We start from the raw sequence: 22,775 nt of genomic DNA, 5'->3' as shown, positions 1-22,775 counted from the left end.
TCAAGAGAGGACGCAGAGCGTCCAGAACTGCATGCCTACGCGGAGCGCAGGCACGATAATCAATAGGCGGACAGCTATCGTTCCGCACGCTCCAGCGTGGGAATGCCTTGGGTGACGCTCTGCGTCACAGATCTGCGTCGCACCGCACACTCAAGAGAGGTCGCGGAGCGTCCAGAACTGCATGCTTATGCTCAGCGCAGGCCCGATTACCTACAGGCGGTTAATTATCCGAATGCCCCTGTGCCATCGCCACCACGACTTTGCGTTTGCCGGTGAACGGTGCGCGGGAGTGGGCGGTGAGCATGTTGTCGAGCATCAGTACGTCGTTTTCCAGCCACGGGAAGCTGACGGTGCAGTCGTCAAGCACGCCACGAATCTCATCCAGCAGGCTTTCTTCGAGGGGTGAACCATCGCCGTAGTAGACATTGCGCGGCAGGTCTTCTTCATCCACGACATCCAGCAGGGTTTCGCGCACTTCCGGTTGCAGGTTGGAAATGTGAAACAGGTGCGCCTGATTGAACCAGACGGTATCGCCGGTCACTGGATGGCGGGACACGGCCTGGCAGATCTGTCGGGTGCGCAGTTCGCCGTCGTCTTTCCATTCGCACTCGATGTTGTGCGCGCGGCAGTAGGCCTCGACCACGCGTTCATCTTCGGTGTTGAACACCTGGCTCCATTCCACATCGAGCCCGTTGCCGTAGTTACGCACGTACATCAGCTTCTTTTCGATGAAGCGGTCACGGATGCGCGCCGGAATGCGCCGGTAGATCTCGCGGCTGTCGGCAATCGGCGTTTCGCCGCCGGTCTGCGCCGCGATCATGCTGTAGAACCAGATCTTCATCGGCCAGTCCAGCGTGTAGGCCTGCTCGTTGTGCAACGGGATGCTCTGATGCGCCGGGTATTCGGTGGAGGTGTACACACCCTTGGTTACATTGCTGCGCGGCGTGGAGCCGAACTCGTAGTTGAGCAGCGGATCACCGAAACCGGCAGCGAACTCACGAAACGCTTCTGCACCGCCGACCTCGAAGCCGCGAAACAGAATGCCGCCAGCGCTGTACAGGTGCCCGGCCACCAGTGGCTTGAGTTCGCCTAGCGCTTCCATCAAGTCCAGACCGGGCTCGGGCGCCTGTACCAGCATGGGCAAGCTGCCCGCCCCTGCAAGCAGCGGCCGGATATCCAAACTCAACGCATGACTCATGATGTCTCTCCCTTGATGGCAAAAGCGCCCGAGCCCCTGCGGCCTGGCGCAACACCAATGTCCAGATTGAACGTACTTCGCCACGAGAAAATTAGCCGCCCAGGCCCTTTTCCTTCGCCATATGGGGGTTTCCGGTAGCTCTGAAACAATTTCTTTCATTTAAACGCAAAATATTCCTACAGGAATCTCGTTCTCATTCGTCTTTAACTGAATGCGAGGCTTTATATCGCCCGCGCGTAGAGACAGAAGGGGCCGCCTTGCGGCTGCTTTACATCGTGAATCGAGATTGTTTATCCATGTCGAAGAAGTCCCGTTCAAAAATCTGGTTTCTCGTCCACAGCTGGCTTGCCCTGCCCATCTGGTTCTTTGTGCTGATCGTCTGTGTGACCGGCACGCTGGCGGTCATCAGCAAGGAAATCATGTGGCTGGCCAACCCGGAGATGCGTGACAACCGCCCCTCCGACGACGCCCAACGCATGAGCTTCGAGCAGATTCGCGCAACCATCGAGCGCAACGAGCCGGACCTGATCGTCGGGACGATCATGCAACCTGACGGCGATTACTTCGCCCTGAGCGTGTTCGTCACCTACCCGGACGGCCGCTCGGTGCCGGCTTACGTCAACCCTTACACCGGGGTGATTCAGGGCCTCACGCCGTCGTTCGACTTCCGCCGCTTTACCCGCGCGCTGCACGGCTGGTGGCTGGTGCCGTTCACCAATGGCTATTCGTGGGGCTGGTACCTGGTGTCGATTCTCGGCCTGCCCCTGCTCGCGTCGCTGGTGACCGGCCTGGTGGTCTACAAGAAATTCTGGCGTGGTTTTTTCAAGCCGGTACGCTTCAGCCAGGGCCCGCGGATTTTCTGGGGCGACCTGCATCGCCTCAGCGGCGTGTGGTCGATCTGGTTCATTGCGGTGATTTCCATCACCGGCACGTGGTTTCTGATTCAGGCGATTCTTGGCGATAACCAGATCAGTATCTCGAGCAAATCCCAGGTCGCCTCGATCATTCCACACAGCGCCGTACCGCTGACTGCCGACGGCCGCCCGGCACCGACTATCAGCCTGGAAAAGGCCGTGGAAATCGCCAAGGAGCGGATTCCAGGTCTTGAAGCCAGCTTCATCACTCCGCCCTTCAATGCCTACAGCAACATGCAGGTTGGCGGGCGCAGCTGGTATCCGCTGATGTTCCAGACCGCCGAAATCAACCCGTACAGTGGCGAAATCGCAGCGTCACACCTGTTGTCGGACCGCAACAAGCTGGAGTTCGTCACCGAATCCATGCGCCCGCTGCACACCGGCGACTTCGGCGGTATCTGGATCAAGCTGATCTGGGCGTTCTTCGGCCTGCTGTTGAGCATGATGGTGCTCAGCGGGCTGCTGATCTGGAGCAAGCGCACCGCGCTGGCGACGCTCAATGCCCTCAAGCGTGAGTCCAGAACCAGCCCGGCTACCTTCACCCCGGCCTCGACTCCGGACACCACCCGCTCGCCACTGGCGACCCGCACCCCGGAGAACAGCCTGTGAGCAAGGCCGCTGTCGCACAACCTGCATCGTCGCTGAGCCGTTTCTGGCATAAGTGGCGCTTCCACATCAATGTGCTGCTGGTGCTGATTCCGCTGGGTTTCATGCCCAAATACTTCTCCGACAACGCGCTGGATCGCGGCGATCAGGGCCTTGGTCAACGCGACGTCGGCGAGATTCAGGTCGGCCCGTGGAGCCTGCGTCTGGCTGAAGACCGTAACGAAGCCCCGCGCCTGTCCGGCCCGTCGGGCTACATGAAAAGCTTCAATGCCGCGCTGTGCAACGCCTGCATCGACCGGGTCAAGGCCACTTACCTGCGCATCGGCAAACCGCGCAGCCTGCGCACCGCCGGAGTTATTTTCTTCGGCGGTGGCTACCGCATGAGTGCGTTCATGCAGGTTGCCGAAAACACCAGCCCCGACTCAGACCTGTGGATCACTATGGAAGGCTGGGACGGCGCTGTGCATCAGACTTCCATTCCGCTGCAACAGGCTTCGCCCACCACCGTGGCGTGGCTGAAAAAACAAGGAGCCAAACCATGAGTGCCCGCCCTTCCCTGCGCTGGCTGACGGCCAGCGCCCTGTGCCTGCTTGGCTTGAGTGGCAACGCACTGGCGCACAACCCGATGTGCGAATGCAAACAGATCGACAACGAGCAGATTCGCTGCACCGGCGGTTTTTCCGACGGCAGTGGTGCGCCGGGCGTGACCCTGGATGTGATTGGGTATGACGAAACCATTCTGGTGCCCGGCAAGCTGGGTGAGGATTCAACCGTGACCTTCAAGCGCCCGGCGTCCGAGTTTTACGTGCTGTTCGATGCCGGCCCCGGTCATGTGGTGGAAATCGATCAGGCGGACATCCCGAGCCCATGAGTGCGCCAACACGACAAATCGTCCGCCCGGCCGGCGCCGGGCATGAAACCCTGTACGTCCTGCTGCTGTGCCTGCTGATCCTCGGCGTCGCGGCCGGGGTCGTCAGCTTGCACCGTGACACTCAGGAAACGCACAGCCTTGCCAGCCACCAACTTGATGCGCGACGTGACTTGACCGCTGCCGAACAAGGCATCTACGCCGACCTGCGCGTGACCCTCGACGAAATTCACCTGCTGGTAACCGAACAGCAAACGCCCGTTACCCCGCAGCAACTGGGTGACGAGGGCTTTGCGCCGTTCGCCCAGGACGCCAGTTCGGTGAGCCGTGGCGGTCATGTCTGGCAGATGGTCGAGCAGTCCTATCTGGGCCTGAGCCAGACGCCGAGCGTGGCCGGTTCGTTTCTGATGCGTGTCGATTCGGACAACCAGCCCGACATCTGGATCAACCGCAACGCCTCGATCGCGCCTGTCAGCGACCTCGGCGACAAGACTCTGGTCGACGCGGGCTGGAAACAGGTCGTCGCGCAATTCGATGCTGGCGTAACCCGTCAGCACCCGCACTGAAACTTCGCATTCCTTTGAAAGAAGACCGCTTGCCCATGCCTATTTCATTCAAACGCCGCCCCTTGCTGCGCGTCCTGCTGGTGGGGTTGTTTGCCGCCCTGCTGGCACCGTCCAGCTACGCCACCGACCCGGCCAAGCGCCTGCGCATCGGCATCACTCTGCACCCGTATTACAGCTACGTGAGCAATATTGTCGGCGACAAGGCCGACGTCGTGCCGCTGATCCCGGCCGGTTTCAACCCGCATGCCTACGAGCCACGCGCCGAGGACATCAAGCGCATCGGTTCGCTGGACGTGATTGTGCTCAATGGCGTCGGCCACGACGATTTCGCCGACCGCATGATTGCCGCCAGTGAGACGCCAAACATCAAGACCATCGAAGCCAACGCCGACGTGCCGTTGCTGGCCGCCACCGGGGTTGCAGCGCGTGGCGCAGGCAAGGTGGTCAACCCGCACACCTTTCTGTCGATCAGCGCATCCATCGCCCAGGTCAACAACATCGCCCGCGAGCTGGGCAAGCTGGACCCGGACAACGCCAAAACCTACACCGCCAACGCCCGCGCCTACGGCAAGCGCCTGCGGCAGATGCGCGCCGACGCCCTCGCAAAACTGACCAAGGCCCCCAACGCCGACCTGCGCGTGGCCACGGTGCACGCGGCCTACGACTACCTGCTGCGTGAATTCGGCCTGGAAGTGACAGCAGTGGTGGAACCGGCACATGGCATCGAGCCCAGCCCGAGCCAGTTGAAAAAGACCATCGACCAACTGCGCGAACTGGACGTGAAAGTGATCTTCTCGGAGATGGATTTCCCGTCCACTTACGTCGACACCATCCAGCGTGAATCAGGGGTGAAGCTGTACCCGCTGTCGCACATTTCCTATGGCGAATACACCGCCGACAAGTACGAGAAGGAAATGGCTGGCAACCTCGACACCGTGGTGCGGGCCATTCAGGAGTCGGGCACATGACTGTTGCGCAGAACCTCGACATCGGCAGCCAGGGGCCAGGCATCGAGTTCAACCAAGTGAGCCTGACCCTGGGCCGCACGACGATTCTCGACCGTGTGCACTTCAACGTGCGCGCTGGCAGCGTACATGCGCTGGTCGGGCCGAACGGCGGCGGCAAAAGCTCGCTGATCAAGACCCTGCTCGGGCAGACACCGCATCAAGGCCAATTGAGCCTGCAATGGCCTGCCGCGCCGGGCCTGATTGGCTATGTGCCGCAGGCGCTGGAGTTCGACCGTGGCCTGCCGATGACCGTCGACGATTTCATGGCTGCCATGTGCCAACGACGCCCGGCGTTTCTGGGCTTGTCGAAACACTACGCGGCCGCGATTGGCGATGCGCTGGAACGGGTCGGCATGCAGGACAAGCGCAAGCGGCGCATGGGCGCGCTGTCCGGTGGCGAACGGCAGCGCGTGCTGCTGGCGCAGGGGCTGATTCCTGCGCCGCAATTGCTGGTGCTGGATGAGCCGATGTCGGCTCTGGATGAAGCCGGCATTCAAGTTTTCGAGCGCCTGCTTGGTGACTGGCGCCGAAGCGGTATAACGGTGATGTGGATCGAGCACGATCTGGATGCGGTGCGGCGTCTGGCGGATCAGGTGACCGGGCTCAATCGCCGCGTATTGTTCGACGAGCCTGCCGCCACGGCACTGACGCCGGAACGCCTGCTGACGTTGTTTTCTGCTCATCCGCGCACTGCCGATGCCATTAACGGGAGCGCTGCGTGATGGATTACGAAACGTTTCGCCTGTTCATTCAGGGCCTCGCTTCATCCGGCTATCTGCCGGAGGCGCTGGCTTATGGTTTTGTGGTCAACGCCCTGCTTGCGGGCCTGTTGATCGGCCCGGTGCTGGGCGGTCTGGGAACGCTGGTCGTGGTCAAGCGTTTTGCGTTCTTCTCCGAAGCAGTGGGCCATGCGGCACTGACCGGCGTGGCCATCGGCATTCTGCTCGGTGAGCCTTACACCGGGCCTTATGGCGCGCTGTTCGGCTATTGCCTGCTGTTCGGTATCGTCCTCAACTACCTGCGCAACCGCACCGGACTGGCACCGGACACGCTGATTGGCGTGTTCCTCTCGGTGTCGCTGGCGCTCGGCGCAAGCCTGCTGCTGGTGCTGGCCGGCAAGATCAACGTACACATTCTGGAAAACGTGCTGTTCGGCTCGGTACTGACCGTCAACGGCAATGACCTGCTGGTGCTGCTGATCGTCGGTTCGCTGGTCATGGGCCTGAGCCTGCCGCTTTACAACCGCATCATGCTGGCCAGTTTTAATCCGCAATTGGCTGCGGTGCGCGGTGTGGCAGTGAAGACACTGGATTACCTGTTCGTGATTCTGGTCACGCTGATCACCGTTGCCGCCGTGAAAGTCATCGGCGCGATTCTGGTGGGTGCGTTGCTGGTTATTCCAGCGGCCGCGGCACGCCTGTTGAGCCAGTCGCTGAAAGGCTTTTTCTGGATATCGGTGGCGATTGCAACCGTCAGCACTCTGTGCGGCATCCTGCTGCCTATCGTCTTCGACCTGCCTGTGCCGTCAGGCGCGGCGATCATTCTGGTGGCTGGCGTTGCCTTTGCCCTGGCCGCCATCGCCCGCGGCACGCTGCCCGCCCTGAAAGGGAATATTGGATAAATGCCTACTTTACGTACATTGACCCTGGCGCTGGCCATGACCGGCCTGTTCAGCAACAGCCTGTATGCCGCTGACGTCAAAACCGACAACGCAAAACCGGTAAGGGTGCTGGCCAGCCTGCCGATTACCTACGGGCTGGGGGAAATTCTGCTCAAGGACAGCGGTGTAATGCTGGAACGCGCTGCCGCGGCCAACCTGCCCGGCTCGCGCCAGACGGCGTATTTCACCGGGCGTGGGGCCGATGCATTGCGCGGGCTGGCGAGCAATGCCGACGCGGTAATCGGCTTGCGGTCGATCTGGGCCGATGACCCGCTTTACCCTAATGCGCGCCGCAGCAATATCCGTATTGTCGAGATTGATGCGGCGCGGCCGGTGGACGGTGGTTTGCCGGGGATTGCCGTGCAGCCGGGCCAAGGCACTGACGGGCTGAACAGTCAGCCGTGGCTGGCGAGCAACAACATGGGGCGCATGGCCGATGTGCTGGCGGCGGACCTGGTGCGCCTGGCACCGAGTGCGAAGCCGAAGATCGAGGCCAATCTGGCGGCGTTCAAGCAGCAGTTGCTCAAGCTGAGTGCCAGCAGCGAAGCGGCACTGGCCGGTGCAGATAATTTGAGCGTGGTGAGTCTGTCGGATCGCTTCGGCTATTTGATCAGCGGGCTGAATCTGGAACTGATCGACACTCAGGTGTTGACCGACGAACAGTGGACGCCCGAGGCATTGAGCAAACTGAGCGCGACCCTCAAGGATAACGACGTGGCGCTGGTGCTTGATCATCGTCAGCCGCCAGAGCCGGTAAAGGCTGCAATTGAAGCGGCAGGCAGCAAGTTGCTGGTGTTGGGGATTGATGGCGCTGATCCGCTGGCGGAGTTGCAGGGGGATATTCAGGGGGTTATCGAGGTGCTGGCTGGCAAGGGGTGAGTTTATCGCTGCGCACGCTCCAGCGTAGGAATCCAGGTCTCGGCGCTCTGCGTCGCAAAGAGGACGCAGAGCGTCCAGAACGGCATGACGACGCGGAGCGTCGCACGATAGCCTGGTTGATCTACCAGCCAATCAGGCCGTCTGTGCTTCCATTTTCTGGCGCAGGCTCAGGGGGCGCATGTCGGTCCAGACTTCTTCGATGTAGGCCAGGCACTCTTTCTTGAAGCCGCTTTTGCCAACGGTGCGCCAGCCGTTGGGGATGGCTTTGTAGTCGGGCCAGATCGAATACTGTTCTTCGTGGTTGACCACAACTTGAAAGACGATGTCTTCCCGATCGAATACTGAAGTCATTGCTGCTCTCCGTGTTGGTTCAGTGCTGCTGTGCCAATTCATAGCAGCTATAGGGATTGAACGTATCGCTACGTCGAAAAATTAAAGCTGTGCGACAGCGGCATTGAGTGCCCGACCAAAGATTTCGGCCACTTCGTCGACCTGCTCGGCGGTGATCACCAGCGGTGGCAGGAAGCGCACCACGCTGCCGTGTCGACCACCCAGTTCCAGAATCAGCCCGCGTTTGAGGCATTCGCGCTGGACCAGCGGGGCCAGACGGGCAAAGACCGGCGGATGACCCTGCGCATCGCGCGCACCGGCCGGATCGACTAGCTCGACACCCAGCATCAGCCCACGCCCGCGAATATCGCCCAGTTGCGGAAAGTCACGCTGCAAGGCACGCAAATGCCCGGACAGACGCGCGCCCATCGCCGTCGCGTGCTCGCAAATATTGTGTTCCTGAATATAGCGCATTACCGCCGAACCGGTAGCCATCGCCATCTGGTTGCCACGGAAAGTTCCGGCGTGGGCGCCCGGCAGCCAGGTGTCGAGCCATGACCGATAAACCACCACCGCCAGCGGCAGGCTGCCGCCGATGGCTTTGGACATGACCACGACGTCCGGGATGATCCCGGCGTGTTCGAAGGCGAACATCTTGCCGGTGCGGGCAAAACCGCTCTGGATTTCATCAACAATCAGCGCCACACCGGCTTTTTCAGTAATACGCCGCACGCCGCGCAACCAGTCAATGTCAGCAGGAATGACCCCGCCCTCGCCCTGCACCACTTCAAGAATGACCGCTGCAGGCAACTGCACACCGGCTTCCGGGTCGTTGAGCAGGTTCTCCAGATAATGCAGGTTGGCGCGCACGCCCTGTTCGCCGCCGAGCCCGAACGGGCAGCGGTAATCATAGGGGTACGGCAGAAACTGCACGCCTGTGCCGAGCAACGCGCCGAGCGGCTTTTTCGGCCCCAGGCTGCCCATAAGGCTCAACGCGCCCTGGCTCATGCCGTGATAACCGCCCTGAAACGACAGCACTGTGCTGCGTCCAGTGGCAGTGCGTACCAGTTTCAGCGCGGCTTCCACCGCGTCGGTGCCGGTCGGGCCACAGAACTGGATCTTCGCGTCATTGGCCAGTTGTTGCGGCAGCAGGCCGAACAGGTCCTGAACGAACTGGTCTTTGACCGGCGTGGTCAGGTCCAGAGTGTGCAGCGGCAACTCATCGTTGATCACCTGCTGAATCGCTTCGATGATCACCGGATGGTTATGCCCCAACGCCAGTGTGCCCGCGCCTGCCAGGCAATCGATGAAGCGCCGCCCCTCGACGTCTTCGACGTGGATGCCTTTGGCCCGCTTGAGCGCCAGCGGAATGCGCCGCGGGTAACTGCGTGCGTTGGATTCCTGGCGATTTTGCCGGGCCAGCAATGGCGACTCTTCGAAGTGGTAGAGCGTTTCAGCCGCTGCCGGGGCAACCCGTGTCAACTGATCATCGATAAGCCTGGTAGCGACTGACATCTGTGCAACCCTCAATACGCTGGTTGAATGACCTGATGCATGACGGTTGGCCATGCCGTTTCAGGCGTTTATTCCTTCCCTTGAAAACGCGCCAGCAAGCTGCGGATTTACACCCGGTAACGAGTTTTTTATCCGCAACGCCAGCGCGCCGACGAGAGGCCGATCAGAGCCCTTCCAGCTCCGCCATCAAGTCCGCCAGACGGTCGAATTTCTGCTCGTCAACCTGCGCACCGCCAAGGCTTTGCAGATGCTCGGCCAACGCCTGAACGGTGTTGAATTCGAACATCGCACGCAATGGCACATTACGCTGCAACAGCTTCTGCGCACGGGTGACGACCTGGGTCGCAAGCAGCGAATGCCCTCCCAACTCGAAGAAGTTGTCGGTAATACCCACCCGCTCGACCTTGAGCACGTCGGCCCAAATGGTCGCCAGTTGCTGCTCCATCTCGGTCTGCGGCGCGAGGTATTCCTGCTGTGCCTGACTGATGTCCGGCGCAGGTAAGGCCTTGCGGTCGAGCTTGCCGTTCGGCGTCAGTGGCATCGCGTCCAGAATCAACAGGTGCGCAGGCACCATGTAGTCCGGCAGGCTGGCCTTGAGGTGGTTTTTCACCTCGTCTCGCAGCGCATCGGGATCCTGCGTGGCAGCGCTTGGCACCAGATAGGCCGCCAGCACTTTGCCCAGCGGACCGTCGACGTCCAGCACCACCGTCTCGCGGATCGCCGAATGCTCCAGCAAGCGGGTTTCGATTTCGCCCAGCTCGATGCGATAACCACGAATCTTCACCTGATGGTCGACCCGGCCGACGTACTCCAGCACGCCGTCCTTGCGCCGCCGCGCCAAGTCTCCGGTGCGGTATAGACGCTCGCCCGGTGCACCGAACGGATGCGGTACGAATACCGGTACGCTGCGCGAAGGGTCAGCGACATAACCACGACCGACTCCGGCCCCGGCCACGCACAGCTCACCCACTGCGCCAAGCGGCACGAGGTCCAGCGCATCGTCGAGCAGGTACAGGCGGTTGTTGTCGGTCGGCGAACCGATCGGCAGATAAGCGCTGCATGTGGACGCTGCATCGACGCGGAAGAACGCCACGTCGTCGGAACACTCTGCCGGACCGTAGGCATTTACCAGGCCGATCTGCGGGTAGCGTTGCAGCCACTGGCTGGCCAGCTCGGGCGGCATGGCTTCGCCGGTCGGCAGCATCCAGCGCAGGCTGTCGAGCGTCGCCTGTTGCTCGGCAAGCAGGCCGGTTATCAGCGACGGCACGCTTTCCAGCACGCTGATGCGCTGCGCCTGCACATGCGCCAACAGGGCCTGCGGGTCGCGGGCGATGTCGTTCGGCACAATGTCCACCCGCGCGCCAAACAGCGGCGCAGCGAGGAACTGCCAGACCGAGATGTCGAAACTCTGCGAAGCGGTCTGAGCGATGACATCGTTATCGCTCAGGCTCAGGTACGGCACCTTGCTCAACTGGTTGTTGAGCATGCCGCGCTGCTCGACCATCACGCCCTTCGGCAGCCCGGTGGAGCCGGAGGTGAAGATCACATAAGCGAGGTTGTCCGGTGCGCTGTAGCGGCCGGGGTTGTGCTGCGCTGATTCGCTCTGCTGCACAGTTTCCCAGACCAGCAACTGCGAACGAGCGGACTCGGGCAGCGCTTCAAGTAGCGCCCTGCCCTGTTCCAGACATTGCGCGCTGCACACCAGCAGCGGCGTGCCGCTCTGGCCGATGATGCCGCTGAGTCGCGAATCGGGCAGCGCCGGGTCCAGCGGCAGGTAACCGCCACCGGCCTTGAAGCTGCCGATGATCATGCCCAGCAGTTCAACGCCACGCTCGGCAAGCAAGGCAACCGGCTGATCGAAACTGACACCGGCCTCGATCAGGGCATGGCCCAGACGATTGCTGGCGATATTCAGCTCGGCATAGCTGAGCTGGCGTTCCAGGCAACTGACCGCAATGCGCTGCGGATGTGCTTCGACCTGTTCTTCGAACAGTTCGACGTAGCTTTTATCCAGCGGGTACACGTGCTCGCTCTGGTTGCAGCCCTCGAGCAGAAACGTGCGCTCCTGCTCACTGACCAGCGCCAGCTCGGCCATGTCGCCATGAAAACCTTCGATCAGCGCCAGCAGCAGGCGCTTGAACTCGCCGAGCATGTTCTGCACGGTGGATTCGTCGAAATAACGCTGGTCGTAAGACAGGTGCAGGCCCAGGTCATCACCCGGATAGCAGACGGCCGTCAGCGGATAGTTGGTGTGGGTGCGGCCGGAATCCGACGTGGCGTTGAGGCTTTGCGCACGGTCGAGCACCGAAACTTCCACCGGTGCGTTCTCGAACACGAACAGGCTGTCGAACAGCGGCTGGCCTTTGGGCAGTTCGCTGTTTTCCTGGATGGTCACCAGCGGCAGGTATTCGTACTCGCGCAGTTGCATGTTGCTGTCCAGCAACTGGCTCAGCCACTGGCGCACGCTGCAACGCTGATCGTCGCCGGGCATGCCGACACGCAGCGCGATGGTGTTGATGAACAGCCCGACGGTGCGCTGCATTTGCGGCAGCTCCACCGGACGACCGGCCACCGTGACGCCGAACACCACGTCGCGATCACCGCTCATGCGCCGCAGGGTCAAGGCCCACGCTGCCTGGGCGAAGGTGTTGACGGTCAGTTGATGCTGCTGCGCCAGCTCGCGCAGTTGTGCGCCGTCACGTTCATCGAGACGGGTGTAGCAGTCGCCCACGACCATGCCGCCGCTGTCGCCCGCATGTTCACGCAGGAACGGCCGGTCACTGGGGATCGGCGTCGGTCGTTCGAAGCCGCGCAGGTTGTGTTGCCACCAGTCACGCGCCTGCGCCAGGCCACGGCGTTGCAGCCAGCCGATGTAGTCGCGATAACGCGGTGCAGGGGTCAGCTGCGCATCGCGGCCTTCGCCCAGCGCAGTGTAGACATCGAAGAAGTCGTTCATGAGCAGCGAACGGCACCAGGCATCGATGAGGATGTGATGGTTGCTCATCATGAACCAGTAGCGTGCCTCGTCGACGCGGATCAGGCGCAGGTGGAACGGCGGCTGATCGAGCAGATTGAAACCGGCCTCGCGCTCGGACTTGAGCAAGGCCTGCAAACGCGGCTCCTGCTGCTCTTTTGGCACGTCACGCCAGTCCAGATAATCAATCGGCGTGCTGCCCGGCTTGTGGATGACCTGCAGCATGGTTTCGCCGATGTCCCAGCAGAACGAGGCACGCAGCGCTTCATGACGGGCGATCACTGCCTGCCAGGCCTGAGCAAAACGCTCCGGGTCGAGCGCGCTGTTTATGCGGTAGCGGTCCTGCATGTAATACAGGCCGGTGCCCGGTTCCAGCAGGGTGTGCAGCAACATGCCCTCTTGCATTGGTGTCAGCGGATAGACGTCCTCGATATGTGTCGCGGCGACCGGCAGTGCGTCGAGTTGCGCCTGATCCAGATCGGCCAGCGGGAAGTCCGAAGGTGTCAGGCCGCCGCTGCCATCGCTCAGGCAATGGGCGATCAACGCCTGCAACCGGGTCAGGTAATCCTGCGCCAGCGCTTCGATAGCCGCGGGTTGATAACGCTCGGCACTGAAGGTCCAGCGCAGCAGCAGTTCGCCGCCATACACCTGACTGTCGATGCTCAGCTCGTTGGGCAGCGGCGCATGCGGATCGTGGGCCGCGCCCGCTGACTCTTCCAGCGGACGGAACAACGCATCGCTGGCGAAGCTCTGGTCGAACTGACCGAGGTAGTTGAAGGTGATCGGTGCCACCGGCAGCGCCTGCATGGCGGCTTTGCTGGCACTGTCGGCCAGATAGCGCAGCACGCCATAGCCCAGGCCTTTGTGCGGCACCTGACGCAGTTGCTCTTTGATCGCCTTGATCGACTCGCCCGGCGCTGCATCGCCAGCCACCGCTGGCGTGAGGCGCAGCGGATAAGCACTGGTGAACCAGCCGACCGTGCGGGTCAGGTCGATATCGTCAAACAGGGTTTCGCGGCCGTGACCTTCCAGCTGGACCAGCGTCGATGGTTGCCCGCTCCAGCGGCAGACCACTTGCGCCAGCGCCGTCAGCAGCAGGTCGTTGACCTGAGTGCGGTAAGCGCTGGGTGCCTGTTGCAACAGTTGTCGGGTACGTTCGGCATCCAGCCGCACGCTGACGGTTTGCGCATGACGATTCTGCTGACCGCCCTGCGGGTTGTGGCACGGCAACTGCGCCGCTGGACCGCCAAGCTGACGCTGCCACACGTGCAGCTCTTCACGTAACGATTCGTTACCCGCGTAGGCCTGCAAACGTGCGGCCCAGTCACGGAACGCACTGGTCTTGGCGGCAAAGCGCACTGGCGTTGCTTCGCTCAACTGTCGATAGGCCGTTTGCAAATCGTCGAGCAGCACCCGCCACGAAACGCCATCGACCACCAAGTGGTGAATGACCATCAGCAGACGTTGCTGACCCTGCGGGCCATCGACCAGCAAGGCGCGCAACAGCGGGCCGTTTTGCAGATCGAGACTGCGCTGGGTATCGGCGTACAGCGCAGCACATTCGGCCATGTCCGTTACCCGTGCCTGAATCAGCAGGGTTTCTGCCGTCACTGCACGGTGTTCAGCCTGCCATTTGCCGTTCTTCCCGGTGAAGCTCAGGCGCAGTGCGTCATGCTGTTCAAGCAGTGCACGCAATGCCTGCTCCAGCAGACGCGGGTCGAGTGCATTGAGCGGCTCCAGCACCAGCGACTGGTTCCAGTGCTGACGCTCGGGAATCGGCGTGTCGAAGAACCAGTGCTGAATCGGCGTCAAGGCCGACGCGCCTTGCAGCAGACCCTGTTCGGCCTGAATCAGTTCGCTGGCGGTCGCCACGGCGGCCAGGGTCTGCACGGTCTGGTGCTGGAACAGGTCACGCGGGCTGAAATGAATACCCACCTGACGCGCCCGGCTGACCACCTGAATCGACAGGATCGAATCGCCGCCCAGTTCAAAGAAGTTGTCGTTGAGGCCGACTTTCTCCACGTTCAGCACCGCACACCAGATCGCTGCCAGCTGTTGCTCCAGTTCACTGGCCGGGGCTACGTAGTGCTGACGATTGAGTTCCGGGTCCGGGGCAGGCAACGCGCGTCGGTCAAGCTTGCCGTTGGCGGTCAGCGGCATGCTGTCGAGCAGAATCAGGTGGGTTGGCACCATGTAATCCGGCAATTGCGCCTTGAGGTGCGACTTGAGCGATTCACGCAATTGCGCCTGCTGCTCGTCGCCCTGCCCGGCCAAATCACTGACTAGATAAGCCGCCAGTTGCTTGCCCGACGGCGTGTCCAGCGCCAGCACCACGGCTTCGCGGATGGCCTCGTGTTCCAGCAAACGGGTTTCAATTTCCCCCAGTTCGATACGGAAGCCGCGAATCTTCACCTGATGGTCGATACGCCCCAGGTACTCCACCAGCCCGTCGGCGCGCTGGCGCACCAGGTCACCGGTGCGATACAGACGCCCGCCGTTGCTGGCAAACGGGTCGGCCACGAAGCGCTCGGCGCTCATGCCGGGCCGCTGATGGTAGCCCTGCGCAAGACCGGCACCGCCGATATACAGTTCGCCACTCGCGCCCTGCGGCACCAGGGCCAGATCGGCGTCGAGAATATAGGCAACCCGCGCGCCGACCACACGGCCGATCGGTACGCTGGCTTCGCCTTCTTCCAATTGCTGCGGGGCCAGGCTGGCCAGAGGCATGACCACGGTTTCGGTCGGGCCATAGGCGTTGAACAACAGTTGCGGCTGGAAGACTGCGCGAATGCGCTGCAAGTGTTCACCGGTCAGCGCTTCGCCGCCAGTGATGCACATACGCACCGGCAGGGTCTGGCCCTGAGTGGCCAGCCATTGCGCCAACTGGCTGCCGTAGCTGGGAGTGAAGCCGAGAATATTGACCTGCTGCTGGCGAATCAGCGTGCAGATTTCTTCGGCGTCCCACTGACCTTGAGCGCGCAATACCACGCGAGCGCCGCTGAGCAACGGCACCAACAGGCGCTCGGTGGCGGCATCGAAGTTGATCGAATAGAAATGCAGCTCGCAGTCATCGGGCTGCATGTCGAAGCGACGAATCACCGCCTGACAATGCATGGCGATTTCACCGTGGGACACCACCACGCCCTTGGGCTTGCCGGTCGAACCGGAGGTGTAAATCAGGTAAGCCTGATGCTGCGGCAGGCTGATAAACGGCAGTTCATCGGACGAAAAAGCCTCCAGCAGCGACTGATCGTCTTCCAGGCACCAGCGGGCAACACCGGCAGGCAACTCGCCCAACGCTGCAAGCAATGCACGGTCGCTCAACAGCAGGCCGACGCCGCTATCTTCGATCATGTAGTGCAGGCGTTCCAGCGGATATTCCGGATCCAGCGGCACATACGCACCACCGGCCTTGAGGATCGCCAGCAGGCCGACGACCATGTCCAGCGAGCGCGGTAGCGCCAGGCCGACGCGAACCTGCGGGCCGACGCCACGTTCGCGCAGCATCCACGCCAGTTGGTTGGCGCGGGCGTCCAGTTCGGCGTAGCTGAGGGTTTCACCGGCAAAGGTCAGTGCCGGCGCATCTGCGCGCAGCAGGGCCTGTTCGGCGAACAGGCTGTGAATGCATTGATCCAGCCGTTGTTCGCCGGCTTCGACGCTGAGGCTGTCGAGCAACTGCTGACGCTCGGCGTCCTGCAACAGTGGCAGTTCACTCAGGCGCTGTTGCGGGTCGGCGAGCAGTGCTTGCAGCAGGTTCAGCCAGTGCCCGGCCATCTGCGCGATGCGCGGCTCGTCGAACAGATCGGTGCTGTAGGTCAGGCAGCAACCCAGGCGGTGATCCAGCTCGGTAACCTCCAGGTTGAGGTCGAATTTGGTGGCGCGCGCATCGTTGACCAGATAGTCGACGGTCATGCCCGCCAGCTCGCGACTTTGCTGGAATTCCCAGCGCTGCACGTTGCACATCACCTGGAACAGCGGGTTGTAGGCCGCGCTGCGTGGCGGTTGCAGGGCTTCGACCAGATGATCGAACGGCAGGTCCTGATGCGACTGGCCTTCAATGACGGTGTGACGAACCTCTTCGAACAACTGTGCAACGCTCATTTGCCCGTCAAGCTGCACGCGCAGCACCTGGGTGTTGAGGAACGCGCCGATCAGCCCTTCGCTTTCCGGACGAATGCGGTTGGCCACCGGCGCACCGATGCGCAGGTCATTCTGGCCGCTGTATCGGTAGAGCAGCACCGCCAGTGTGGCAGTCATGGTCATGAACAGGGTCAAGCCATTGCGGGCGTTGAACGCACGGACTTTGGCGGCCAGTTCGGGATTCAGGTCGAAACGGTACAGTTCGCCCTGGTGACTTTGTACCGGCGGGCGCGGCCGGTCGCTGGGCAATTCCAGCAACGGATGTTCGTTGCCCAGTTGCGCGGTCCAGTAATCCAGTTGGCGCTGGCGCTCACCCGCCTCCATCCACTGACGCTGCCAGACGCTGTAATCGAGGTACTGCACCGCCAGTGGCTCCAGCGGCGACGGCTTGCCGTAAAGAAACGCCTCGTAGAGCAGGCCCAGTTCACGGGCGAAAATGTCCATCGCCCAGCCTTCGGTGACGATGTGGTGCAGGGTCAGAACGAAGTAATGCTCAAGATCAGCCGCCTTGACCAGACAGGCACGCAGCAGCGGACCGGTCTCCAGATCAAAAGGCTGATGCGCCTCGCTGTCGGCTAAAGCCTGAAGGCGCTGCTGACGAAGCTCGGCAGGCAGCGCCGAGTAATCCTGCCATTGCACGCGCAGGCCGGTCTGTTCGCTGACCTTCTGGCAGGCTACGCCGTTGACGCTCGGGAAGGTGGTGCGCAGGGTTTCGTGGCGCAGGATCAAGGCTTGCAGCGCGGCTTCGAAACGTTCGATATCGAGCACGCCGTTCAGTCGAGCCATGCCGCCGACGTTGTACGCGGGGCTGTCCGGTTCCATCTGCCAGAGGAACCACATGCGCTGTTGCGAATAGGACAGCGGCACCGCTTGACTGCGGTCGACCCGGGCAATCGGTTGCAGGCTGCTGCGTTCGCCGGACAGCTGAATGGTTTGAACCTGTTCGACGAACGCGCCCAGCTCGCTGGCTTCGAACAGCGCGCGCAACGGCAAATCGATATCGCAGGCCTGACGCACGCGGGAAATGATCTGCGTGGCCAGCAACGAGTGCCCGCCCAGCTCGAAAAAGTCGTCGCGCAGGCCGACGCGCGGCACGCCCAGCACTTGGCGCCAGACAGCGGCGATCTGCTTTTGCAGGTCGGTTTGCGGCTCGACATGCTCGCGAGTCTGCCATTGCGGCTCGGGCAAGGCGCGTCGATCCAGCTTGCCACTCGGGCTCAGCGGCATGCTGTCGAGGCGCACCAGTTGCGCCGGGACCATGTAATCCGGCAGTTCCAGCGCCAGCGCCGATTTGATGCGCTCGGCCTGAACATCCTGTCCGGCTTCGGCAGTGTAATAACCGATCAGTTGCGGGCCCGCAACGGTTTCGCGCACCAGCACGGCAGCATGACCGACGCCCGGCTGGGCCAGCAGCCGGGCTTCGATTTCCTGCGGTTCGACGCGGAAGCCACGCAATTTGACCTGCTGATCCAGACGCCCTAGGTATTCCAGCGCACCGTCAGCGGCCCAGCGCACCAGGTCGCCGGTGCGATACAAGCGCTCACCCGGCTGGCCCAGCGGATCGGCGATAAAGCGTTCGGCGGTGAGCCCTGAACGGTTCAGATAACCGCGTGCCAGGCCGATGCCGCCGATGCACAGTTCCCCGGCAACCCCGCGCGGCAGCGGATTAAGCTCGCTGTCCAGCACCCGGCACAGCACGTTACCCAGCGGACGACCAATCGGCGAACGCAGGCCGTCGCTAACCTGACATTGCCAATGGGTGACGTTGATCGCGGTTTCGGTCGGGCCGTAACGATTGTGCAGTTGCACGCCTGGCAGATGCTCAAGCACCCGGTTGCGCAGTTCGCTCGGCAACGCTTCGCCGCCCGAGAACAGGCGACGCAGGCTGGTGCATTGCTGCGCCAGCGGCTCGTCGACAAACAGCTGCAACAGAGGCGGCACAAAGTGCAGCGTGGTCACATCGTGCTCGTTGACCAGTTGCGCGATGCGGTGCGGGTCGCGGTGTTCGCCGGGGCCTGCCAGTAGCAAGCGGCAACCGGTAATCAGCGGCCAGAAACATTCCCAGACCGACACGTCAAAGCTGATCGGCGCCTTCTGCATCAGCACATCGCTTTCATCCAGCAAGTAGGTGTCCTGCATCCATTGCAGGCGCTCGGCCAGTGCGGCGTGGGTGTTGCCAACGCCTTTGGGCTGACCGGTGGAGCCGGAGGTGTAAATCACGTACGCGAGATTGTCGCCGCTCAAATGCAGGCCCGGCGCGCTGACCGGCCAGTTGTCCAGGTGCAGCATGTCCATCGCAACCGTGCAGACCCCATCTGCGCTCGGCAGGTCGCCGAGCAGATGGCTCTGGGTCAACAGCAGCTCAACGCCACTGTCTTGCAGCATGTAGGCCAGTCGTTCAATCGGGTAGTCCGGGTCCAGCGGCACGTAGGCGCCCCCGGTCTTGAGGATTGCCAGCAGACCAATCAACAGTTGCGGCGAACGCTCGGCGGCAATTGCCACTTTGATGTCCGGGCCGACGCCCTTGTCGCGCAGATAATGCGCCAGACGGTTCGCCTGGGCATGCAGACTGGCGAAATCGAGGCTGCCGCCCTCCCAGACCAGCGCAATACGCTCGGGAGTCTGTAGTGCCTGACGCTCCAGCATTTCAGGCAGCCAGACGTGTGCAGGCGTGCGCGCGGCAGCGCTCCACTGCGTCTGTTCGGCCAGTTCGTCAGCGCCGAGCAATTGCACGTCGCCCAGCGCAACCTGCGCCTGCTGACTGACCTGGGTCAGCAACTGAACGTAGTGCCGCGCCAGACGCACGATGGTTTCCCGCTCGAACAGCTCGTCGGCGTAATCGAAGGACAGGTTGAGACGACCGTTACGGTCTTCCTCGCTGTGCAATTGCAGGTCGAACTTGGCCTCGCGGCTGTGCCACGGCAGTTCTTCGGCGAGCAGCCCCGGCAGACGACGCAGTGCGCCGAGGTCGCGTTGCTGATGGTTGAACATGACTTGAAACAGCCCGTGTTCGCGGGCCTGCGGAAACGCTTCGACCAGTTGTTCGAACGGCACGTCCTGATGCGCCTGAGCTTCCAGCGCGGCCTGGCGGGTCTGGGCCAGCAGTGTGGAAAACGGCAGGCGCGGATCGAGTTGCGCACGCAGCACCAGGGTGTTGATGAAGAAGCCGATCAGGCCCTGAGTTTCGTGGCGCGGGCGGTTGGCACCGGGCACGCCGATGCGAATGTCGGTCTGCCCGCTATAGCGATGCAACAACGCCTGGAAGCTCGCCAGCAAGAGCATGAACGACGTTGATTGCCAGGCTTGCGCGGTGTTGCGTACAGCGGCGCTCAGCTCGGCACTCAGGCGCAGGCTGTAACGCGATGCACTGTGCTGCTGGCGTGCCGAGCGCGGACGATCAGTGCTCAATTCCAGGGTCGGCTGCTCATCGCCCAGTTGCTGCTTCCAGTAGTCGAGCTGGCGCTCGGCCTCGCCGTTTGCCAGCCATTCGCGCTGCCATTGGCCATAGTCGGCGTAACGCAGTGGCAGAGGTGCCAGTTCCAGTGGCTGCCCCTGAACAGCCGAGGCATAGAGCCGCGAGAATTCGTCGATCAGCACATTCAGCGACCAGCCATCGGCAATGATGTGGTGCAGCGTGACCAGCAACTGATGCTCTTCTTCGTCGAATTGCAGCAGCGTAACGCGCAGCAGCGGACCGTTTTGCAGATCGAACGGCAGGCGCGCCTGCTCTTCACGGATCGCCAGCGCACGGGTCTGGCGTTCTTCGCTCGGCAGATCGCTGATATCCACGGTATCGAAATGGAACTCACCGGGCGCGTCGATGCGCTGAAGGGCAATGCCGTCCTGCTCGTAGAAGCGCGTGCGCAGCGATTCATGGCGCTCGATCAGGCGCTGGAAGCTGCTGCGCAATGCAGTGATATCCAGCTCGCCACGCAGGTACAGGCCACCGGGAATGTTGTAGGCGCTGCTTTGCGGGTCGAGTTGCCAAAGGAACCACAGGCGATTCTGTGCCAGCGATTGCGGCAGCTGTTCGTTGCCGGGCAGCCGGGCGATAGCGTTCTGCGTCTGGCTGTCGTCTTGCGATGCGGCGATTTGAAGCGCTTCGATCTGCGCCGCAAAGGCCGCCAGCGTCGGCGCTTCGAACAGCAGGCGCAGGTTCAGGTCGATGCCCAGTGTTTCACGCAACCGTGCCACGACCTGAGTGGCGACGATGGAGTTGCCGCCCAGCAGGAAGAAATGATCGTCGGCGCTGACCTGCTCACACTGCAAATGCTCGCACCAGACATTGGCGATCTGCGCTTGCAGGTCCGATCCTGTGCTAAGGGTCAGGCTTTGATGCGTTGCATCGTTCGCGGGAAACACCGCGTAGCTGTCCAGGCTGCCATCGGCCAGACGCGTGCGGCAGGCCGAGCGTTGCAACTTGCCGCTGGAGGTTTTGGGCAGCGCGCCCGGATTGAGCAGCACTACAACGCTCGGCACTTCCTGAAACGCTTCGGCAACGGCCTGGCGAATGATTTTGATCAGCGCCTCGGCGGACAACATTTTCTGCACGCTGCGGCTCACTTCGGCAGCGATCCCAATGCCTTCGCTACCGTCCTGATTGACCGCAAATGCCGCAATACGGCCTTTGCGCACCACATCAACCTCGCGCTCGACGACTTTCTCGATGTCCTGCGGGTACAGGTTGTGGCCACGGACGATCAGCATGTCTTTCAAACGGCCGGTGATGTACAACTCGCCATGCCGCTGAAAGCCCAGATCGCCGGTACGCAGCCAGGTCTGACCAGCATGTTCGACGAACGCCTTGGCGGTGGCTTCAGGGTTGCGCCAGTAACCGTGGGCGATGCTCGGCCCGCTGGCCCACACTTCGCCGATACGGTTTTCGTCCAGCACTTGCAGTGTGGCGGGGTCGGCAATCAATACGCCATGCCCAGGCTGGCCGGTGCCGCAGCTCATGACTGGCTGCCCTTCGCCCAACTCTGCCACATTGCGCGCCAGAGCCTGCGCATTCAAACGCAGCGAAGGGATGCCCTTGCCGCGCTTGCCACCCGCCACGTACAGCGTGGCCTCGGCCAGCCCATAGGACGCCATGAAGCTGTCGGGCGTGAAGCCGCAACTGGCGAACTTCTCGGCAAACGCATTCAGGCTGTCTTCGCGGATAGGCTCGGAGCCGGAATACGCCACACGCCAGCGACTCAGGTCGAGCCGCTCCAGCGCCGAATCACTGACCCGCGCGCTGCACAACTGGTAGGCAAAGTCGGGCCCGCCGCTGATGGTGCCGCCGTATTCGCTGATAGCTTCCAGCCAGCGCAATGGCCGCGTGAGGAAGTAAGCCGGGGCCATCAGGATGCACGGAACGCCACTGAATATCGGCTGCAACAAGCCACCGATCAGGCCCATGTCGTGGTACAGCGGCAGCCAGCTGACGATCACGTCGTCCGGATTGACGTCGATGCCAAAGCCATGACGAATCAACAGTTCGTTGGCAACCAGGTTGCCATGACTGACCTGCACGCCCTTGGGCAAGGCGGTCGAGCCCGACGTGTATTGCAGGAACGCGATGTCGTCGGCCTGCAATTGTGGTCCCTGCCAATTGTCGGCAGACGCACTGTCCAGCGTATCGACGCAGAGCAGTTGCGGGGCATCGGCAGCAGCCAGCTCATCCATCTGCAGCAAGGCGGGCTGTAGGTCGGAACCGGTCAGTACCAGCCGCGGCTCGGCATCGGCGATGATCGACAGCAGCCGCTCCTGATGATGACGACGGTTGGATTCCGGCGGGTAAGCCGGCACCGCAATGACCCCGGCGTACAGGCAGCCGAAAAACGCAGCGACATAGTCCGGCCCACTGTGAAACAGCAGAATCGCCCGATCCCCCGGCACGGCCTGACGTTGCAGCGCAGCGGCGATGGTCCGCGCGCGCAGATCAAGGTCATGGTAGGTCAACACCAGGCCCTGGTCTTTCTCGTCGGTGAGAAACCGCAGCGCCAGCCGATCCGGCGTGTGCAAGGCGCGACGCTGAAGAGCCTGGGCCAGAGTGTCGGGGAGTTCAAACGCATCCATGATGGAGTTCCTGCTAGATTCGGCGTGCCAGATAAGATCTGAATTTCAAAAAGGCGCG

12 protein-coding genes are annotated in these 22,775 nt (G+C 62.2%); 8 read left to right on the top strand and 4 right to left on the bottom strand.

Annotated elements, in window-relative coordinates:
- Nucleotides 1-220: 220 nt before the first annotated feature.
- Nucleotides 221-1,198: a TauD/TfdA family dioxygenase gene (locus RGM3321_RS26790; protein WP_244395552.1), complete on the bottom strand. Its 978-nt coding sequence runs from the start codon at nt 1,196-1,198 to the stop codon at nt 221-223.
- Between the two features lie 296 nt (nt 1,199-1,494).
- Here RGM3321_RS26790 and RGM3321_RS26785 point away from each other — a divergent pair, with 296 nt between their 5' ends.
- Genes RGM3321_RS26785 through RGM3321_RS26750 form a run of 8 tightly spaced genes read left to right on the top strand, consistent with a single transcriptional unit; the run spans nt 1,495 to nt 7,698 of the window.
- Nucleotides 1,495-2,721: a PepSY domain-containing protein gene (locus RGM3321_RS26785; RefSeq protein WP_002552924.1), complete on the top strand. Its 1,227-nt coding sequence runs from the start codon at nt 1,495-1,497 to the stop codon at nt 2,719-2,721.
- The gene (locus RGM3321_RS26780; RefSeq protein ID WP_244395551.1) at nt 2,718-3,260 is read left to right on the top strand and encodes a thiamine pyrophosphate-binding protein; all 543 of its coding nucleotides are present in this window, start codon (nt 2,718-2,720) and stop codon (nt 3,258-3,260) included. Before RGM3321_RS26785 ends, RGM3321_RS26780 begins: the two co-directional genes overlap by 4 nt.
- Nucleotides 3,257-3,589, top strand: a complete 333-nt coding sequence (locus tag RGM3321_RS26775) for a hypothetical protein (protein ID WP_004664615.1) — start codon at nt 3,257-3,259, stop codon at nt 3,587-3,589. The genes RGM3321_RS26780 and RGM3321_RS26775 overlap by 4 nt, the downstream gene beginning before the upstream one ends.
- Nucleotides 3,586-4,152, top strand: coding sequence for a DUF6162 family protein (locus RGM3321_RS26770; protein WP_244395550.1), 567 nt, complete (start codon nt 3,586-3,588; stop codon nt 4,150-4,152). The genes RGM3321_RS26775 and RGM3321_RS26770 overlap by 4 nt, the downstream gene beginning before the upstream one ends.
- Before the next feature lie 35 nt (nt 4,153-4,187).
- Nucleotides 4,188-5,120: a metal ABC transporter substrate-binding protein gene (locus RGM3321_RS26765; RefSeq protein WP_060403819.1), complete on the top strand. Its 933-nt coding sequence runs from the start codon at nt 4,188-4,190 to the stop codon at nt 5,118-5,120.
- Nucleotides 5,117-5,881 (top strand): metal ABC transporter ATP-binding protein, encoded by a 765-nt coding sequence (locus RGM3321_RS26760; protein ID WP_244395549.1) that lies wholly within the window; start codon nt 5,117-5,119, stop codon nt 5,879-5,881. The genes RGM3321_RS26765 and RGM3321_RS26760 overlap by 4 nt, the downstream gene beginning before the upstream one ends.
- Nucleotides 5,881-6,780 carry a metal ABC transporter permease gene (locus RGM3321_RS26755; protein ID WP_244395548.1) on the top strand — a complete coding sequence of 300 codons (900 nt, stop codon included), beginning with the start codon at nt 5,881-5,883 and terminating at the stop codon, nt 6,778-6,780. The genes RGM3321_RS26760 and RGM3321_RS26755 overlap by 1 nt, the downstream gene beginning before the upstream one ends.
- Nucleotides 6,781-7,698 carry a zinc ABC transporter substrate-binding protein gene (locus RGM3321_RS26750; protein ID WP_244395547.1) on the top strand — a complete coding sequence of 306 codons (918 nt, stop codon included), beginning with the start codon at nt 6,781-6,783 and terminating at the stop codon, nt 7,696-7,698. It abuts the gene before it with no gap.
- A 132-nt stretch (nt 7,699-7,830) separates the two neighbouring features.
- Here the strand turns inward: RGM3321_RS26750 and RGM3321_RS26745 are convergent, their stop codons facing one another.
- From RGM3321_RS26745 to RGM3321_RS26735, 3 genes are all read right to left on the bottom strand, one after another.
- The gene (locus tag RGM3321_RS26745; protein ID WP_003304661.1) at nt 7,831-8,049 is read right to left on the bottom strand and encodes an MbtH family protein; all 219 of its coding nucleotides are present in this window, start codon (nt 8,047-8,049) and stop codon (nt 7,831-7,833) included.
- Between the two features lie 81 nt (nt 8,050-8,130).
- Nucleotides 8,131-9,543: an aspartate aminotransferase family protein gene (locus RGM3321_RS26740; protein WP_244395546.1), complete on the bottom strand. Its 1,413-nt coding sequence runs from the start codon at nt 9,541-9,543 to the stop codon at nt 8,131-8,133.
- A gap of 163 nt (nt 9,544-9,706) precedes the next feature.
- Nucleotides 9,707-22,717, bottom strand: coding sequence for a non-ribosomal peptide synthetase (locus RGM3321_RS26735; protein ID WP_279614143.1), 13,011 nt, complete (start codon nt 22,715-22,717; stop codon nt 9,707-9,709).
- Nucleotides 22,718-22,775: the final 58 nt, after the last annotated feature.

The organism is Pseudomonas sp. RGM 3321, from assembly GCF_022836805.1.
In the GTDB taxonomy this organism is placed as follows: domain Bacteria; phylum Pseudomonadota; class Gammaproteobacteria; order Pseudomonadales; family Pseudomonadaceae; genus Aquipseudomonas.
Note: the sequence above shows the minus strand (reverse complement) of the source record. Positions and strands in the feature narration are given on the sequence as shown.

Bases quoted from the DNA above. Each gene is read 5' to 3' on its own strand.
- RGM3321_RS26735 (WP_279614143.1), bottom strand. From the start codon at position 22,717: ATGGATGCGTTTGAACTCCCCGACACTCTGGCCCAGGCTCTTCAGCGT.
- RGM3321_RS26790 (WP_244395552.1), bottom strand. From the start codon at position 1,198: ATGAGTCATGCGTTGAGTTTGGATATCCGGCCGCTGCTTGCAGGGGCG.
- RGM3321_RS26745 (WP_003304661.1), bottom strand. From the start codon at position 8,049: ATGACTTCAGTATTCGATCGGGAAGACATCGTCTTTCAAGTTGTGGTC.
- RGM3321_RS26755 (WP_244395548.1), top strand. From the start codon at position 5,881: ATGGATTACGAAACGTTTCGCCTGTTCATTCAGGGCCTCGCTTCATCC.
- RGM3321_RS26765 (WP_060403819.1), top strand. From the start codon at position 4,188: ATGCCTATTTCATTCAAACGCCGCCCCTTGCTGCGCGTCCTGCTGGTG.
- RGM3321_RS26740 (WP_244395546.1), bottom strand. From the start codon at position 9,543: ATGTCAGTCGCTACCAGGCTTATCGATGATCAGTTGACACGGGTTGCC.
- RGM3321_RS26760 (WP_244395549.1), top strand. From the start codon at position 5,117: ATGACTGTTGCGCAGAACCTCGACATCGGCAGCCAGGGGCCAGGCATC.
- RGM3321_RS26775 (WP_004664615.1), top strand. From the start codon at position 3,257: ATGAGTGCCCGCCCTTCCCTGCGCTGGCTGACGGCCAGCGCCCTGTGC.
- RGM3321_RS26770 (WP_244395550.1), top strand. From the start codon at position 3,586: ATGAGTGCGCCAACACGACAAATCGTCCGCCCGGCCGGCGCCGGGCAT.
- RGM3321_RS26785 (WP_002552924.1), top strand. From the start codon at position 1,495: ATGTCGAAGAAGTCCCGTTCAAAAATCTGGTTTCTCGTCCACAGCTGG.
- RGM3321_RS26750 (WP_244395547.1), top strand. From the start codon at position 6,781: ATGCCTACTTTACGTACATTGACCCTGGCGCTGGCCATGACCGGCCTG.